The 17,174-nt window shown below is 46.6% G+C and carries 11 protein-coding genes; 3 read left to right on the top strand and 8 right to left on the bottom strand.

Annotated features, from left to right (window positions below):
- The first annotated feature begins 208 nt into the window (after positions 1-208).
- On the top strand, positions 209-1,411 hold the full coding sequence (locus tag ACLWBB_RS16255; RefSeq protein WP_413288612.1) for a hypothetical protein: 1,203 nt from the start codon (positions 209-211) through the stop codon (positions 1,409-1,411).
- Between the two features lie 30 nt (positions 1,412-1,441).
- Here the strand turns inward: ACLWBB_RS16255 and ACLWBB_RS16250 are convergent, their stop codons facing one another.
- Positions 1,442-3,214 carry a M3 family oligoendopeptidase gene (locus tag ACLWBB_RS16250; RefSeq protein WP_413288611.1) on the bottom strand — a complete coding sequence of 591 codons (1,773 nt, stop codon included), beginning with the start codon at positions 3,212-3,214 and terminating at the stop codon, positions 1,442-1,444.
- 119 nt (positions 3,215-3,333) lie between these two features.
- Entirely contained in the window at positions 3,334-5,442 is a 2,109-nt protein-coding gene (gene fusA, locus ACLWBB_RS16245; protein ID WP_413288610.1) for an elongation factor G, read from the bottom strand.
- A gap of 151 nt (positions 5,443-5,593) precedes the next feature.
- Between fusA and ACLWBB_RS16240 the strand changes: the two genes are divergently transcribed.
- Together ACLWBB_RS16240 and ACLWBB_RS16235 are read left to right on the top strand one after the other, a co-directional pair.
- The gene (locus tag ACLWBB_RS16240) at positions 5,594-7,033 is read left to right on the top strand and encodes a RecQ family ATP-dependent DNA helicase (protein WP_413288609.1); all 1,440 of its coding nucleotides are present in this window, start codon (positions 5,594-5,596) and stop codon (positions 7,031-7,033) included.
- Between the two features lie 102 nt (positions 7,034-7,135).
- Positions 7,136-8,155, top strand: coding sequence for a 3-oxoacyl-ACP synthase III family protein (locus ACLWBB_RS16235; protein ID WP_413288608.1), 1,020 nt, complete (start codon positions 7,136-7,138; stop codon positions 8,153-8,155).
- Here ACLWBB_RS16235 and ACLWBB_RS16230 read toward each other — a convergent pair.
- The 6 genes from ACLWBB_RS16230 to ACLWBB_RS16205 form a co-directional block, all read right to left on the bottom strand.
- Positions 8,152-8,823: an SAM-dependent methyltransferase gene (locus ACLWBB_RS16230; protein ID WP_413288607.1), complete on the bottom strand. Its 672-nt coding sequence runs from the start codon at positions 8,821-8,823 to the stop codon at positions 8,152-8,154. The genes ACLWBB_RS16235 and ACLWBB_RS16230 overlap by 4 nt on opposite strands.
- Positions 8,824-8,829: 6 nt before the next feature.
- On the bottom strand, positions 8,830-9,144 hold the full coding sequence (locus ACLWBB_RS16225) for a hypothetical protein (RefSeq protein WP_413288606.1): 315 nt from the start codon (positions 9,142-9,144) through the stop codon (positions 8,830-8,832).
- Positions 9,145-9,287: 143 nt separating this feature from the next.
- A complete protein-coding gene (locus tag ACLWBB_RS16220; protein WP_413288605.1) occupies positions 9,288-9,791 on the bottom strand; it encodes a hypothetical protein in 504 nt (167 codons plus the stop codon).
- Between the two features lie 6 nt (positions 9,792-9,797).
- Positions 9,798-10,712, bottom strand: coding sequence for a hypothetical protein (locus ACLWBB_RS16215; protein WP_413288604.1), 915 nt, complete (start codon positions 10,710-10,712; stop codon positions 9,798-9,800).
- 32 nt (positions 10,713-10,744) lie between these two features.
- Positions 10,745-13,813 carry a S8 family serine peptidase gene (locus tag ACLWBB_RS16210; protein ID WP_413288603.1) on the bottom strand — a complete coding sequence of 1,023 codons (3,069 nt, stop codon included), beginning with the start codon at positions 13,811-13,813 and terminating at the stop codon, positions 10,745-10,747.
- Positions 13,810-17,169 (bottom strand): hypothetical protein, encoded by a 3,360-nt coding sequence (locus tag ACLWBB_RS16205; protein ID WP_413288602.1) that lies wholly within the window; start codon positions 17,167-17,169, stop codon positions 13,810-13,812. Before ACLWBB_RS16205 ends, ACLWBB_RS16210 begins: the two co-directional genes overlap by 4 nt.
- Positions 17,170-17,174 lie beyond the last annotated feature (5 nt).

The raw sequence follows: 17,174 nt of genomic DNA, 5'->3' as shown, positions 1-17,174 counted from the left end.
ATTGGGAGCGCCTCCTTTGTGCTTGCTCTGTACTGTTCGGTATTAAGGTCAAAAAGCTCAGGGCCGCATAAGCTGGTATAGGGTGAAGCTGAGGCCGTGTCCCCTCTTGTAAACCCACGAATAAGTACAATTTAAGGCGAATTTCTTGATCTAGAACCAAGCCTTGTCTATACCTCTTTGAGCATTTTTTTTAGCTTTGAGGGGATTCATGAAAACAAGTCTTTTGCATGTTTTTGCGTTCGTAGTTTTAGCTTTGTCTTTAAGCGCCTGTACGCCATCAAGTAGTGGTAACGACGGAAACTCTCCGGGTAAAAAGTCCTTCCAAGGCGACCTGACTAAAAAAATGGACGAGATCTATGGACCGGAAAACGAGCCTTATTTCACAGACTGTGATCGCCAATGGAAAGACAAAGTCAAAGAAATGGGCAGCTACTTAGAAGCGAATAAATCCGAAATCGAAACCGTTTATAAGAAGTACATCGATGAAAACCCTAGCAACGACACTGAAATGGTTTCTATGGGCCGTTTCGACTTCCGTAAACAGAAGCAAGAAACTGTTGGCTCAGACTATTGGGAAGAATCTACTTACTCATGGTCAGATGCATACAGCATTTATCAACAGGCAAAAAGTGAAGCTGTAGGATTGAAGGCTGTTCGCCTGAACGGTTTTGTTCGTGGTGTTATCGTCGATGAAGAAAATCGCGTTAGCTACGGAGAAAATACGGGGCTCAATAAAGATGCAGGTCCCATTGTAAAAGCCATTTTTGAAAAAGTGAAGCTTTGCTACAGCAATTCAGATTGCACGACTCCAGATCTGTTAGATTCAGAGAAGAATTTTTTAACTCAAGGTGCTGAGAGCTTCTACGTCTATCGCCTTTATTATTCGAGCAAGTCTTATACCTTTACAGAGCGTCGTACCTACATCGAGAAACTTTACAAGTGGGTAGCTAGCTACAATCGCCGTTACGAGTTCACTCCTGGCGATATCATCCGTACAAACGGAACCGAGCTGCAAGTTCCAATGGACTTACGCGCGTTCGGCACGGCGGCTGCTCAGTTCATTTCTTATGTTGAATCTGTTTGGAATAATACAGCTGGATTCTCTATTAAGATTGTTCCTAACCACGCAGAAGGTTCTACATACCTGGTGAAGGTCGATGATCTTGTGGGCGGTCGCGCCTTTGTACAAGGTAAGAAAATGCAATTGTACAACTACGGCGCACTTCGTGCTTTGCCGCATGAGTTCGGTCATGTCTTGGGTTTCCGCGATAACTATTACACGACTTGGAGTTCCGCAACTTGTGCGTATAAAGACCAGTCTAACGCTGGTGATATGATGTCCCAACATATGACGGGACAAGTTCTTCCTCGTCATTGGGAAGCACTTAAAAAATACTACTGGGGCATGTAAGAAAAAAGCCGGTGTTTCCACCGGCTTTTTTTATATCAATTTTTCGATCGTATTCAGTTTTCCAAGAACCACATTCAAGGACTTTTGCCAGAACTCTGGGCGACGAATGTCTTCGCCCAAATGTTTCTGCACTAAATCTTCGGCAGTCATGCGACCTGTATCGCGCAGAATATCCACGTAAGTCTTCATGAACTGTGAACCCAGCTCTTTACGACGGGCATAGATGCTCAAACTGAACAAGTATCCGAAAGTGTAAGGGTAGTTGTAGAAGTTGGCGTCTCCGGGAATAGAGAAGTGCAGTTTGCTTGCCCAGAATAGAGGATCACTATTTGAAACAGTCGGGCCATACCATTTGTTCCAAGCCTGATCCATCAGCCCAGAAAGCTCCTCAGGGCTTAGTGTTCTTTCCATGCGCTTTTCATAGAAGCTTTTTTCGAAATCAAATCGCACAGGAATATTAATCAAGTAACTTGCAGCGGATTCCAGATCACTCCAGCCAAATTCAAGGCGCTCTTGATCGTTCTTCGCTTTTTGCATCATCACATCGCGAAGGGCTGTTTCTGCAAAGACGCTCGCGGTTTCTGCCAAAGTCATTGGGTAATGTCTTTGTGCGCGCGGCATGTCCCGCATGACCCACGAATGGTAAGCATGCCCAAGCTCATGTGCTAAAGTAACAACGTCGCGATCCGAGCCCATATAGGTCATGAAAATTCTTGGAGTCAGACTTTTTTCAAACTCTGTACAGTAACCACCCGTGGATTTGTTCGGAAGCACGCGTCCGTCAATCCATTGGTTTTTTACCATCATGTTTGCAAAATCCGCCAACTGCGGATCGACTTGGTTGAAGGCATAAAGAATAGTCTCCATACCTTCAGAAAAGGAAATATTTTTTCCTGCTTCACCGAGAGGGCTTGGCGCGACCAAGTCCCAGGGATCGAGTTTTGGCTTCTTCATAATTTTTGCCATCATCAGAGGCGCTTTGCGAAGGCCTTCGAGATTTTGATGACAAGCTGTCATGATGGCTTCGAGAGTCTCGCGAGTGTTGCGATTGTAGTGAAGGGACGAGTCCAAAAAGTGTTGAGGTCTTTTGTAAGAGCGCTTCTTGATAACCTCATGGCGCCAACCAGCCAATGCATTTACAATCGCAGCCGAAGTCTCGCGATGTTCGCTCCAGGCTTCTTGAACAGCATTCCAGGCCACTTTGCGAGTGGCTTCATCTTTGTGACGTACCATTGCCGCCGCTTGAGAAAGTCCGACAGTTTCTGTTTTGTCTGGGTACTTCAGTTCACATTTCAGTGAACCGCAAAGGCGAGAGTACAGGTTTCCCCACGCATCGTGCCCTGAAGTGTTCAATGCCTCTAGCAGGGTCTCTTCTTTTTCGCTTAGAAGAAGGTCCGAGTTTTTGCGCATGCGATCCCAAGTGAACTCAGACGCTTGCAGCTCTGGATGTGCCAAAACTTGTTTCAAAGAAGCCTCATCGCATGTCTTGATCCACATATTTAGTGAAATGCAGGCCTGGTTGAGGCGAGACATTTGATCTTCACAGATCGAAGCTTTTGCCTTGGCTGCTTTTTCAGTAGAGTCCACCGAGATAGTGCACTGAAGATAAACCGACATATTCCACGCTAGTGTGTAGGCCTTCTCTTTCAAGATAAAGAGGTCTTGTAAGTTCTTGATATCTTTCTGTGCGGATCTTTTTTCGATAGTTGCGATCGCATTTTCAACAAAGGCAAAATCTTCAGTAAAAGCCGCTGATTCGATGGATGCGTATTCAGAATTGATATTCCAAGCAGGTGATGTCATGGGACCTCCAGTTCTTGATTAGAGCATGGGGGCCGAGAGATGGGTAGTGAAGGCTTAGACGCAAAAAAAAGACCGGTGGAAACACCGGTCTTTTCAAGTTTTCACTTATATGGTCAAGATTACTTCTGCTCAGCAGCGCGCTTAGCTTGGTACTTCTTAACAAGTTCCTCTTGGATATTGCGAGGAGCAGGTTGGTATTTAGCGAATTCCATAGTGAACTCACCTTTACCTTTAGTTGCAGAACGCAAATCTGTTGAGTAACCGAACATCTCTGTGAGCGGCACTTCGGCCTCGATCACACAAGTTCCTTCGAATGCAGTTGTACCAACAACTACGCCACGACGTTGGCTGATTTGACCAGCCGCTGGGCCTTGGTATTCTTCTGGAACTGTCGTCTCAAGCTTCATGATTGGCTCAAGAACAGTTGGTTTTGCAGCAGGGTACACTTCACGAAGTGCAGCCATCGCAGCGATTTTGAAGGCCATGTAAGATGAATCGACATCATGGTAAGCACCGTCAGTCAATTCTACTTCTACGCCAACGATAGGGAAGCCAATGAGTGGACCCTTAACCGTTTGCTCTTTGAAACCTTCTTCAACAGCTGGGATGAATTCCTTAGGAATACGACCGCCGACAACGCTGTTTTCGAATTTGAATACAGAACCGTCTTCTTGCGCAGGCAATGGACGAACCGCACCCACGATTTTCGCGTATTGACCAGAACCACCCGTTTGTTTTTTGTGAGTGTAGTCAAACGGAGCTTCAACAGCGATAGTTTCACGGTAAGCAACCTGAGGTTGACCTACGATTACTTCACAGTTGAATTCGCGCTTCATACGCTCAACGTAGATTTCCAAGTGAAGCTCGCCCATACCAGAGATGATAGTTTCGTTAGATTCTTCATCACGGTGAACGCGGAAAGTAGGATCTTCTTTACGGAACTTTTGAAGTGCCTTAGAGAAGTTGTTCGCGCCTTCTTTGTTCTTAGGAGCAACTGCCAAGCTGATAACCGCGTCTGGAACGTGCATTGATTGCATAGAAGCTTCAATTCTATCGTCACAGAAAGTGTCACCAGATGCGCAATCGATACCGAACAAGGCAACGATGTCACCCGCGTAAGCTACGTCGATATCTTCCATCTTGTCAGAGTGCATACGCACCAAACGAGGAATCTTAACAGTTTTCTTGTTCGTTTGATTTACGATGAAATCGCCTTTACCCATTTTACCTTGGTAAATACGCATGTAAGTCAACTGACCGAATGGAGTCTCAGCCAATTTGAACGCCAAAGAAACCAATGGCTTCGCGTTGTCTGGGAACAATTCGAATTTTTCTTCGTTCTTAGTCAAATCCAACGCGTGTTCTTTTTTCTCAGCAGGAGATGGCAAGTAGTAAAGTACTGCATCCATCAAGCGTTGAACGCCTTTGTTTTTGAAAGCAGAACCGCAAAGAACTGGAACCAATTTCAAGCTGATAGTACCAGCACGGATCGCCGCGCGAAGTTCTTCAGTTGTAGGGTCTTCTTCCATCAAGAATTTTTCTTCGATCTTAGGATCGATATCAGCAAGTCTGCCGATCATTTTTTGACGGTATTCTTTAGCTTGCTCAACCATATCCGCAGGGATATCGCCAACAATAACGTTTTCACCGTTGTCACCTTCATTGATGTAAGACTTCATATCAGTCAAATCAACGTGACCGCGATGTTGATCTTCCAAACCGATTGGAATTTGGATCATCACTGCATTCAATTTCAATTTATCAACGAGGGCCTCAGCAACGCGATATGGATTGGCACCTTGACGGTCCAATTTGTTCACGAATGCCAAACGAGGAACGCTGTAACGTTTCATCTGACGGTCAACTGTGATTGACTGAGATTGAACGCCCGCAACACCACACAACAATAGAACCGCACCGTCAAGAACGCGAAGAGAACGTTCAACTTCTACTGTGAAGTCCACGTGCCCCGGTGTATCGATTAGATTGATGGTATAATCTTTCCACTGAACCTGAGTCGCAGCAGACTGAATTGTAATACCTTTTTCACGCTCAAGATCCATGGAGTCCATCGTTGCGCCCACGCCGTCTTTACCTTTAACTTCGTGGATGGCGTGGATACGACCTCCATAGAACAAAATACGTTCAGAAGTCGTAGTTTTCCCGGAGTCGATGTGAGCCGAGATACCGATATTTCTAACCGTATCAATATTCCATTTTTTGGACATAACTATACCCTTTGTGTGTTAATGATTGCTTAAAGAGTCTATCGAGTTATCATTATTTGGGCACCATTGCAAAAGAAGAATGTGACGAACCTGTGACGTCAGGGGTTTTGCGCGCTGCTTAATGGGCCTAAATCAGAGAAGGATTTATTGAGTGAACCTCGCCCAGCTTTTAACTGAAAATTTTCCCTATAAACAGTTCCGAGGTGAACAGGAAAAGATCCTAGAGCGGGTGATGGCTGGAAAAGACACCCTGGCTTTGATGCCGACCGGGATGGGGAAAAGTCTGTGTTTTCAGTTTCCGGCTCGGGTTCAAAAAGACCTCGTTCTGGTCATCTCGCCCCTGATCGCTTTGATGGAGGATCAGGTTCAAAAAGCCCAGAAATTGGGGATTCCCGCAGCTTACCTGAGTTCCACCTTAAGCCGCGAAGAACGGGACTCGCGGCAAAAACGCCTGGGGCAAGGCGATTACCAGCTTTTCTATGTGACCCCGGAACGCTTTCGGAAGCCCGAGTTCCTGGAGGCCATTCAAAAACGCAAACTTTTTTGCCTGGCCGTGGACGAGGCCCATTGCATTAGCCAATGGGGCCATGATTTCCGCCCAGATTATTCCCGCTTAGGAGAGTTCCGAGAGCTTTTAGGCAATCCACCGGTTTTGGCTTTGACGGCGACGGCGACTCCACCTGTGCAAAAAGACATCATGAAGCAGCTCCAGATGGAAGAAAGCGGCGAGATTATTTTTGGGGGCCTTGAGCGCCCGAACTTGCAGCTGAATGTGCACGATGTCTATGGCATCGATGAGAAAGTGCGAGCCATCATTGGCCTTCGTCATCAAACATCAGGGGCCGCGATCATTTATTGTTCTTTGATTCAAACTCTGAAAAAGGTCTCTTCAGATCTTCGTCGCCTAGGGTTGGAACATTTAGTTTATCACGGCGATTTGCCGGGCCAAGATCGTAAGCGTAATTTGAAGCGTTTCGTTTCTGAAGAAGCACCGTTGATGGTGGCAACTCCGGCGTTTGGTCTTGGGATTGATAAAGAGAATGTGCGATTGCTTGTGCATGTGGAAATTCCAGGATCTGTCGAAGCCTACTATCAAGAAGTAGGACGTGCCGGTCGTGATGGGCAGCCATCACAATGTCATCTTTTGTATGATCAGGACGATGTCTCGATTCAAATGGAATTTTTAAAGTGGTCCCATCCCGAGCCAGAGTTTATCTCTAAGGTTTATCAGCTGATTGAAAAAAATCGTGGTCCTTTAGATCAAGAAGGTTTCGACTATCTTCGTGGACAGATGAGTTTTAAAAACCGTCGCGACTTCCGTGTCGAAAGCGCCGTGCGTATTTTGGAGCGTTGGGATTGTGTTGAAGCTGCAGATATGCCATTCCCTTACGTCGCAGTTCGTGAGCCGACGGCTGAAATGTTTGCCGCCGAGAATTCTCCGGCACTTCTGAAGAGCCAAAATCAAAAACTGTACGACATTGTTCGCTATGCAACTCGTGAAGATGAGTGTCGCTTGCTCCAGATCTATGAATATTTCGGTCATACGGGCGCTAGCAAGTGCGGACATTGTGATGTCTGTTTGCCGTCTTGAGTTTTTCTTATAAGATGCTTTCGTCAAAGAAACGTGATCAATCGTTCGTGGCTTTTAACATAGATTCTTAATACAAAGGCCCTCCTTGGTAAGTGAGGGTCTATGAATTTAAGTTCGGAAATAGCACGGACGGCATTTCAAGCACGGATTTCTGGAGTAGGCTCTTATCTTCCAACTATCACTCTGACAAATTCTGATCTGGAAAGAATGGTGGATACCTCGAATGAATGGATTCTCGAGCGTACCGGCATTCAGAAACGGCATGTTTGTCCGTCTTCAGAAACTACGTCGGACTTGGCTTTGCGAGCCGCACAGGCCGCACTCAGTAAAGCACAACTTTCCCCCCAGGATTTAGATGCGATTATTGTTGCGACGGTGACACCGGATCAGCCACTACCAAGTACGGCGTGTTTTCTGCAGGCCAAACTCGGCTGCCGGCAAATCATGGCGTTTGATGTTGTGGCTGCGTGTTCTGGTTTTTTGTATTCCATGAATATCGCGCATGATTTTATTCGTGCAGGAACATATCGCCACATTCTAGTTGTCGGCGCCGAGACACTGACCCGCATGGTGAACTACCAAGATCGTCAGTCGTGTATTTTATTTGGAGACGGCGCGGGCGCAGTTGTGATTTCTAAAACGCAATCCAGTGAGTCTTCCTCTTGTATTATGTCTTCACAGTCGGTAAGCAGTGGTGCCTTCACCGATATCCTGCAAGTATCTGCAGGGGCGTCCCGCTTTCCGGTGACGATCGAAAGGTTAGAAGCCCGTCAGAATCTGATCGAGATGCAAGGCCGCGAAGTTTTTAAATCCGCCGTGCAATTTTTGCGGGATACGTGTCTTGAGGCTCTGAACAAAGCAGGCTTGACTGTGGAGGATGTTGATTGGTTTCTCATTCACCAAGCAAATCTAAGAATCATTGAAGCTGTGGCAAAGCAGTTAAAAATTCCTATAGAGAAAATACCAAGCAACATCCGTGAGGTCGGCAATACTTCAAGTGCTTCGATTCCTATTCTGATGAGTGAAAAAATTGAAGATGGAACTTTACAGCGGGGTCAGGTCATCCTGATGGCCGCGTTTGGCGCGGGTCTTACCAGTGCCGCCACTATTTTACGTTATTAAGATCTAAAAAAAGTGAAGTGGTCGTAGACTTCAGGTGTGTTGATTGCAGCCAGCCATGGGTGTGATTGATAAATCTGATGACGGATACCGCGTCCTCGAGCGATCACGGTGATCGGTTTTGTCTGCGCCAACACGCGCAGGTCATTCAAGTTTTTTTCAATGGCAGCCGGACTGCCGAAATCAAAAATGAAATAGTAATCTGCAAGGGGTGGTGTGAAATCCGCGCTGCTTAAATCCTTCGTTTCGACACGCACGCGGGGGTACGAAAAGTGTGACAGGATTCTTTGAGCTTCCAGCACGCGCTCTTGGACCAACTCATAGCCTATAAAATTCACGTCGGGATAGTGGCGTCCCATCACAAAAGCCATTCGCCCATAAGCGCAGCCCAGATCGATCACGGTTTGACCAGGTTTTGGATTTAACAGGCTCAGCATGTAGCGAATTTCAGTATAAGGCGTCTGCATCGCTTGAACGGGGAGACCCTGCCAGGTTTGCACGGCCTCATCGCTTTTCCGATAGGGATTGTCAGCGATCAGGTTTTCTTCAATCGTTTGAAAATAAAAACCCAAGTGGTGGTCCACTTGGGCTGAATGTTCTTGAGCATCCTTGTAGGTGTGGGTCTGCGGGGCGAGAAGAGGAAAAGGATCACTCAGATCAAAAGGTATCATTGATGACTAGTTGCCAAAGTGAATGGTCGTGCTCGTGCCTACGTTAGAGCCTTTGGTTTCATTTTGACCAGTCAGCTGTTTTTGATTGTGAGCTGCTTTAATCCCATTCAGGCAAGTATCGTATTCTTTTTCGCCAATACGGTATGTTTGGCCTTCTGGAGTTGTGCAAGTCGTTTCGATGGCCATTTTTTTGCCACCACTCTGTTGATTTCCTTGCATCAAAAATTTTCTGTACTCTTGAAAGTTAAGTTCTTGAGCCAAAGCTGAAGTGCTCAAAAGACTGACGCAGCTGATTGTTACCAGCTTAAACAAAAAACCCATTAAAACCTCCGCATATTTTTTGAATGTGCAAAAGCGGGGGCCTGGAATCAAGTTTAAAATGCCAATTTGACAGATTTCGGCAAAAAAAGACCCCGGAGTTTCGTTTCCGGGGTCTTTGGATCTTACTTCCTTCAGCCTGCGGATTAGCGTGAAAGCTGCAAGAATACGTTTCTAAGTTGCATGTCTCCACGAGTGGCGAAAACGATACTATCCGCGCCTTGCCCGATCACCATGTATTGGTTTGGGAAGATGCGGAAGTTGTTTGGATACGAATTCAGATTTATAGTCGGAGTGATCTGAAATCCATTTACCAAAATATCCATCAAGGCAGAGCCATAGTGGGCACTTGCCATGAAGTCGATCGCGACTAATCTGTAACCACGATACTGGTACAAATTAATGGAACGGCCCAAATCAATATAGCTTGAGCCATAGTAGTTACCATCCACATAAGCCGGAACTGCGAAAGTTTGAGGTCCTGGAGGATATCCAGGTGCCGGCGGATAAGGACGATGAGGTCCGCGGCCTGGGCCACGACCAGGATGCCCCGGCCCCGGATAGGGGCGAGGGCCTGGAGTAATGTAAGCTTCTGCGAAAGCGGCAGACAAAGTCATCGCCGCCATGAGAATTAACAAAAACTTTTTCATGCTCTATTACCAACGAACTTCGTCAGCATCGTAACCCCAGTTAGAAAGGGCTTTACGATACATGCCTTTGATGAACTTCTGAGCTTCGTGTGGTTTCAAACCCAACGCAGCTGCAGATCTGTTTGTCATGTCAGCCATGCCTGCAGTGTTACCTGCTTGCAAGTCTTTCACAGCAGCCAAAGCATCAGCAAACTTCACACCGAATACAGACTTGAATGTTTTGTCCATGTCTGTCGGAGTTGTTTGGCCACGCTCAGCAGCAGCAACAGCCCAAGAGTTCAAAGCAGAAGCAACTGCAACCGCTTTGTCTTTTTGGAAGCCGTAGTCTTTCATCAATTTTTGAGAAGCCAAATTAACAAGTTTCTTGTTAGTTTCAGACTTCAAGACAGCGAAGTTAGAATCAGAAGCTTTGCGAGCTCCTTTTTCGTTGATCGCTTCACCGTAGTTAGACTCGCCAGTGTTCGCATTGTAAAGAACGCCGTTCTTTCCAAGCCAGTACGTACCACTTGCTACGTTTTCCCAGTAAAGACCTGTCGTACCAACACCGATAGTTGTTCCGCCAACATATCCTGCGAATTCATGAGCGCCCGCATAGTATTGGAAAGTGCCGTATTGGTCATAAACAGCTGCTTGACCAGAAGAGTCAAACTTTACGTACCACATGTCGTCTGAACCGTGGCCGTTTTTGCCGTAGTCCTTGTCTTCGGTAACTTTAATACGTTTGCCGTTGTCAGAGTGGAAAGTACAACCTGGAGTTGGATCTTGAGTCGTACAAATGTCTCCGTAAACTGTTTCGTAAGGGTAGTAAAGTACGTCGGAGCTTCCGCCACCGCCGCCGCCACCACCACCGCCGCCACCGCAGGCTGCGAGAGTGAGTGCTACCACTCCTGTCATTGCTTTTTGAAGTTTTCTTTTCATCATGGTTCCTCCTATTATTGGCCCCCCTTGGGACCTTAGTAATTCAATGGAATTCTTAAAACTTTGTCTTTGCAGATATAGTCCAAAGCATGACCCGTAGAGCCACCGACAAAAACCGGAGTTTCCATCGGAATGCAGCCCATAGATTTGAATCTAAGGCGCGCAGGTGACACCACTTCGATAACTTTTGAGTCTCTTGCAAAAACTGGGACAAACATTTTGACTCCACGGCTGAGTCCGGATTTCTCAGTTGTGAAGAGAGCCGGAAGACGCATCGCAGAGTTTTTCGAATCACCCAGCGTTGTTGGGTAGTACAGATTCGTCATCAGCATGTCTGGATAGAAGGTGTAGCGCTCCATGCTATGAGACGCCACGTTGTTACGATCCAGATCGTGATACTGAATTTCACTGTTTGTAAGAACAAAGGCGCCATTTCTGTTATCGCCCGAGAAAGCCGCGCGTACCCACAGAGCAGAGTCTGTTTGTTGATTCTGCGCTTGAAGATGGCCGTCGATAATGTCCATGTTCTTGTTGTCGTACTGAGAAATTCTTTGTTCGCGCAATTTGCCTTCACCGAACCAGAAGTTACCGGAATAAATGCGGTTATCGGCGTTTGTCGAGAGACTTCTGTCTACGCGAGTTTCAAAAATATTTCTGTAGCTGCCATCGTCGCCGAAGAAATCCATCTCAGAGAAGTTTTGCACTTTACCGTCGATGACTTCAGCAATTGCAAACTTGTACAAGAAAGAAGATTTTGCTTCGGTGCCTTCGTTTTTAGTTAAGAGGACAGAAACGGCTCCGCGCAGTACTTGTGCTGGACTCGGCTCAAGCACATCGACGAATTTGAAGCCTTGGTAGTCTTCGAGACTGCGCAAAGTGGTTTCATTTTCCATATAGTAGAAGCGAGTTTTTATAGCCTCATGACCAGTTGGGTTTTCCCAGCGATCGCGCAATGAACGTTCTTTTTGTGGATCTTTTCCGCCACCAACCCATGCCGGCAATTTTTTACCGTGGCTTAAGTGCCAAGAGAATTGGTATGGGATCAACGCTTTTTCGCTGACGTACTTAAATTTGGTTTTCAGGCGCAAGTCTTGGTCAAAGACAAAGAATTGCATCGAAGTTTTAGTTTCTTCATCTTCGCTTTCTTCAAGGAAGCCCAAAACGTATTCGCTACGGCCATCCATATCCATGTCAAGACGAGTGGAAACTTGGGAACGCAGATTGTCGGCTTCACCTTCAAGCTCGATTTCTGTTCCGCCCACCACTTGATATTTACTGCGAGAATCTTGTTTTACTAACCAAAGTTTGCGGGTTGTATCGTCTTCAGTATAGGCGACATAGTCGCGGGCCTGAGGACGGTCATCCAAGTTTTCATCAATTGGAATGAAAGACAGGCGGTCTTCCTCTGGCAAACCAGTAATCGGAAGGATCTGTACATCAGCGTCCTTCATGTTAGGAGAAACCGGCACAGTCACATCAACATCCATAATAAAACGTCTTTGTGTACCGCTTGGCAAAGTCACTTGGCCGATAAGGTCCAACTCGCCAGGCATGCGTGGAGCTGTTTGCAAACGCACCAAGAAAGTACGGACCTCATTTTGATTCCAAGTACCAGAGTAATTTTGTTTTGGATTTACTGCCAAAACTGCAGGACGAACGGATTCGGCATGCGGTTTTGAGAAGTAGAATTGAACGTTCACTTTTGATGAATCAACAGCCTGCCAGCGATTGATAAGACTTACTTCGACATCCAGGCTGGAAGCCTGACGATTCCATTGGATTTCGATTTTCTCTTTAGTTGCAGGCGCAATCAGTGGTTGTGCCGAAACAGAAAGAGCACGAGCTACATCCAACTGCCCCGCCAAAAGATATTTTGGTGTTGCTGTGTTTGGAGCTGTGATTGTTTGTGAGCCGCCTTTAAAGTTCTCAACCAAATTCAGATTTGTCTGAAGAGCACGAGAACCCAAAACTAAACGCGGGTAGATTTCAGAAGAAGGAACTCCACGAGCCAAAAGTTCAGCCACCGCACCGGTGACGAAAGGGGTAGCTTGTGAAGTCCCCGAAAGATATTCATAGCCAAGAGTCGAGCGGAAACGCACCGGACGTACTTCTTCCGGATAAGTGCTCAGAATATTCACACCTGGAGCCGCGATTTCAACACCACTACCAAAATTCGAGAAGTGAGCCAGCGCTCCATCCGGACCTGTTGCACCCACGCAGATTACGCCTGGATAAGTACAAGGACGAAGAAGTGCACGAGTAGAGTCATTTCCCGCCGCTGCAACAATAATGATGCCGCGACGTTGAGCTTCGGCGATGGCTTCTCTCATCAAATCAGAATCCTGACCAGCAGGCCAACCCATTGAAAAGCTAATCACTTGCGCGCCAGAGTTGATCGCATAGATCACACCACGAGCAACGCTGTCGCCAAGACTGCGCATCGGCGGGCGTTGCTCATCTGACGGAGAAAGATCGATCGAGTAAGGCTTGATCGGCTCGCTGGGTTGCTCACCCAAAACTTGGACTGGAAGAATCGCGACGTTGTTGCTGATACCGGCAACACCGATACCATTGTTGGCAATAGCTGCGATGATGCCAGCAACGTGGGTGCCGTGACCTTGATCGTCGTCAAAGTCAGGGCGTCCTAAGATGCCGGCTGCATTTTTGCCGCCCATAAGACTCCAGCCTTGGCAATCCATCGGGTAACCGTTGCGGTCTTGATCGACTTCTGGATTTTTTGGATCCATCCACTTTGTTTCACATTCCTTACGATCTTTGTCTTTTTCGCACGCTAGGAATTTTTCGAGTGCGCGGCACTCGGATTCTTTGCGAACGATATTGTTTTTTAGATCCGGGTGATTCTTTTGAATGCCCGTATCTAGAACGGCTACGATCACTTTTTTAGAAGCATTGACCGTTGACGGCATATGCACGTCTTCACCCGAGCGCGCAGGCACGCGGTAGGTGTGCATCGGATCCAAGTCAATAATTTGTGAAGTTCCGTCGTTGTGGAGACCCCATTGTTTGTCGCCAAACAAGTCGCTGGCGCCAAAAGCATAAATGCCTGCAAGAGTGATTAGGTGAAAGAGAATCAAATGTCTCATCGGAAACCTGCCTGTGATCTATCAAGTTCAATCGGAGAAATGCGAGTCTTCGTTGCAAACATCGAAATCAAACCATTGGCATATTCGATATTTGTTTTTGGATCGCCCAAAGTATTTGAGAAGTATTCAAGGTCACCATCTTCATCGCCCTCACGGAAGCCGTTGATGCGAACGACGAATACATAGTTTTCTTCGCCCAAGTACTTAAGAAGTTGTGGCAAAGGAATTTGCTCGTCCAAGATGTAAAGAACTTCCGAAGTCCAACGTGCTTGTTGGGATTTGAGTGTTGGATATTCCGCAGACAAGTTGATGAGTTTCTTTGTCCAGTTCTCTAGACACTCGTAGCGAGTTCCATGAAGCCAAGTCGTCGTGTCGTCTCCTCGAACGCTGCCACTTGCTCCTGCAGGAGGGGCCTTATTGTTTTTGCATTCAACTTCGTAAAGCATGCGCCCTTTTTCAAGATCACCGTTGCCGATGATTTTCAAAAGATCTTCGAAGAACTCTTTGTCCCCAGCGCGTGGTGGGCGTCCATCTTTAATGCTGAGCTTGTGCAGAATTCTCTCGATAATATTTGGTTTTGGCGCTGGTTTTCCAACAGAGTCCGGTTGAACCAAAAGATCACGGATTTTGTCTAGACCACCTGGCAAAACAGAAAGCTGAGCGGTTACACGGTAGAAGTTAATCGCAGTGGTATTTGCGAAAGCTTCTGGCTCGATCAAACGATATGGTGCAAGCGGCGTGTTTTTAAACTGACCTTGAATTTCGTCGATCAGCTTCATGAACTTTTTAGAGTTCAAGTGCCAGCCGCCCCAGACGTGTTGAAGAATAGCGACGTTTGGATATGTTTCGCCTTTCGGAGTCAGGTCTGTTTCTGTGTTAACGATTCTCCAGTAAGCTTTACCAAATGGCGTATTCGCTGGATTTGGATCTTCGCCGTTACCTAGATCAACTTTGGCATTACCCCATTTTTTGTTGATGATGCCTTGGATCCAGTCCGTCGCAAAACCTAAGAGGTCACGACCGACAAGAGTTCCACGTTTATTCGAGAACAAGATCACTTGCTCGTCTTTCGGATTTAGTTCTGGAGCATCTGGGCTTGCAGGGTAGGTGATCTTCAACAAATGATCTTCGTTGAAAGAATCCATACGCATTGCCAAGAACTTCGAGCGAACTTCTTTAGTTTTTAATTCGTGGTCAATTTCAAACTTCTTGTATTGGAAGCGAGAGTACAAGATCTCGGGATCATTTCCGCGGAAAAGAGCAATCAACGCAGGACGAAGATTGTCGCGGGTCTCGATGAAGTCTTTTACGAACTGCTGGTCTGTTTGACCTTCATCAACGTATTCACCCAAAGCTGGGTTGTAGTCGATCACGAACGTATCCGTGTGAAGATCCGTCGTGTTAGTGCTAGCACGGATATTCATGACATTGATGAAGTAGTTCACATCAAAGCTAAGACCAAAAATTTTGCTACTTTGCTCTCGTACGTACACCTGAACGCCATCAGCTGTGCGCATAAAGCTTGTTTGGCGAAGGATCACACGAGCACCATCAGCACCAACGCTGACAGTATTCATAAAGCTAAGTGGTGTGATACCCAACAGAACGTCGATAGATGCGCTGATCTGAGCATAACCCGCAAGTGTCACAGAGTCTGTGACAGTGAACACTTCACCTTCGCGAAGTTCGCCCAACATAGCATCGATAGCGAACTTACCGTCCTCGTTTTTTTCCTTAGAAAGAACATTGGTCAGTGAACGCATGTATTTAGGGATGATCAGGTTTTTCCACTCGACTTTTGTTCCTTCAGTGATTGAAAGAAGAGGACGCACGTGAGTGTAATCACGTTGCACCATGATGTTCGCGCCACCCATCGGTGTTACATTTGGAACGCCATCCAGAGCCATGAAGAAACCAAGGCGGGCAGCGACAGACATATTGTCGACAAGCTGAATCGCTGCTTGGCTGCCGTAGTAAGTACCCGTGCTGACACTACGAGTGGCTGCCATATTGAAACCACCAACCGGACCGCCCCAAGCTTCGACGTTTTGGTAAAGAGGCTTTTCAGGATTTTTACTGATGTGCTCAATAATTTTGTTTTGTACATCTAAACGTCTTTTAAGAACTAGGTCACCGACGCTCAGAATGTCCAACTTTTCGTTGATGTGGTTCATCGCTGTCATGATCGCAGCTGTGCGACCGCGGATACCCAAATAGCGCTCGAAATCGCCATCTTTGAACGGGCTTTCACGATCACCGTGAGCAAAGCGCTGAGGATATCCTGGCACCATTTCACGAGTGACTTTGCCGTCTTTCACAAGACCTGATGCAGAATTAATTTTTAAGCTTGGCAATTTCCATGGAGTTGAAAGACCGAAAAGCTCCATCGCATTGTTGGCGCGATAAAGAAGTTTTGCATAAATAAGTTCTTCAAGTTCTTGAGGGAACGCACCGGCTTTAACGATGTCTCTGAAGTCTTGTTCTGTAAATTGATTTAACCGGCGAACCAACCATTTTGCGTCTTCATAAGAGCAAGCAGAGAAAGATTCTGCGGCTGGATGAGTGATCACGATGTGACCAGAAAGGACAGAGGCAAATTTAGCAGAGAAACGGTTCACACTCTCAGGAAGATCAACGAGTGAGAAAGGAATAATCAAAGCACGATAGGCACGATAACGAGAGAACCTTTGTACCACAGAGACCTGCGAGGGATCGTTTGGATCTGGTGCATAACCCCACTGGATGTCGAAATAGTCATTGGTTGCAGGTTCCAACATCGCGTCCGAGAAAACTAAAGAGTGGTTTTTGGTGTCATTTTCGGTAACCCAGCCACGGCTCTCGAAATCCGAGATCATAGTTTCTTGGGCCATTCTTAAGAAATCTGCTTTTTCTTCTTCACTCTTAAAATACACGCGAAGGTTTTTTGAATACTGAGGAGTCGGGACGTAATAGCCCAGTTTTTTCATCAAAGCTGCGCGCATCAAAGTCGTATGAGTCATGCGGCTTAAGCTTAAGCGATAGAAAACTTCAGGGTTGGTACCGGACTGTACGCGCGCCATGAAGGTGAATGGCAACTGCGCTTCTGAAGATTGATAGCGAACTGCAACCTCGCGAGGCTGAGTTGCATCGGTCATCCCATACTTCTGGTTCTGCCACATTTTGTTTTCTTGGGGATTCAAGATACTGAGATCTTGTCCCTGCTTCGCCATGGTAGCAGCTTGTCCTACTTCCAGGACGGCGCCGTTAGACACCAGGTCTGACGCCGGCTTCTTAACTACTTTTAGAGGAATCGAAATACTTTCGGCGAATGCAAATTGGCTAACTAATAGAGTTAAAAGAACAAAAAGAGTTCTCATACTGT

The sequence above is a fragment of the Bdellovibrio sp. HCB337 genome, assembly GCF_047302465.1.
Taxonomy (GTDB): domain Bacteria; phylum Bdellovibrionota; class Bdellovibrionia; order Bdellovibrionales; family Bdellovibrionaceae; genus JACMRP01.
Note: the sequence above shows the minus strand (reverse complement) of the source record. Positions and strands in the feature narration are given on the sequence as shown.

Coding starts and splice junctions, on each gene's coding strand:
- ACLWBB_RS16255 (WP_413288612.1), top strand. CDS start 209: ATGAAAACAAGTCTTTTGCATGTTTTTGCGTTCGTAGTTTTAGCTTTG.
- ACLWBB_RS16250 (WP_413288611.1), bottom strand. CDS start 3,214: ATGACATCACCTGCTTGGAATATCAATTCTGAATACGCATCCATCGAA.
- fusA (WP_413288610.1), bottom strand. CDS start 5,442: ATGTCCAAAAAATGGAATATTGATACGGTTAGAAATATCGGTATCTCG.
- ACLWBB_RS16235 (WP_413288608.1), top strand. CDS start 7,136: ATGAATTTAAGTTCGGAAATAGCACGGACGGCATTTCAAGCACGGATT.
- ACLWBB_RS16230 (WP_413288607.1), bottom strand. CDS start 8,823: ATGATACCTTTTGATCTGAGTGATCCTTTTCCTCTTCTCGCCCCGCAG.
- ACLWBB_RS16225 (WP_413288606.1), bottom strand. CDS start 9,144: ATGGGTTTTTTGTTTAAGCTGGTAACAATCAGCTGCGTCAGTCTTTTG.
- ACLWBB_RS16220 (WP_413288605.1), bottom strand. CDS start 9,791: ATGAAAAAGTTTTTGTTAATTCTCATGGCGGCGATGACTTTGTCTGCC.
- ACLWBB_RS16215 (WP_413288604.1), bottom strand. CDS start 10,712: ATGATGAAAAGAAAACTTCAAAAAGCAATGACAGGAGTGGTAGCACTC.
- ACLWBB_RS16210 (WP_413288603.1), bottom strand. CDS start 13,813: ATGAGACATTTGATTCTCTTTCACCTAATCACTCTTGCAGGCATTTAT.
- ACLWBB_RS16205 (WP_413288602.1), bottom strand. CDS start 17,169: ATGAGAACTCTTTTTGTTCTTTTAACTCTATTAGTTAGCCAATTTGCA.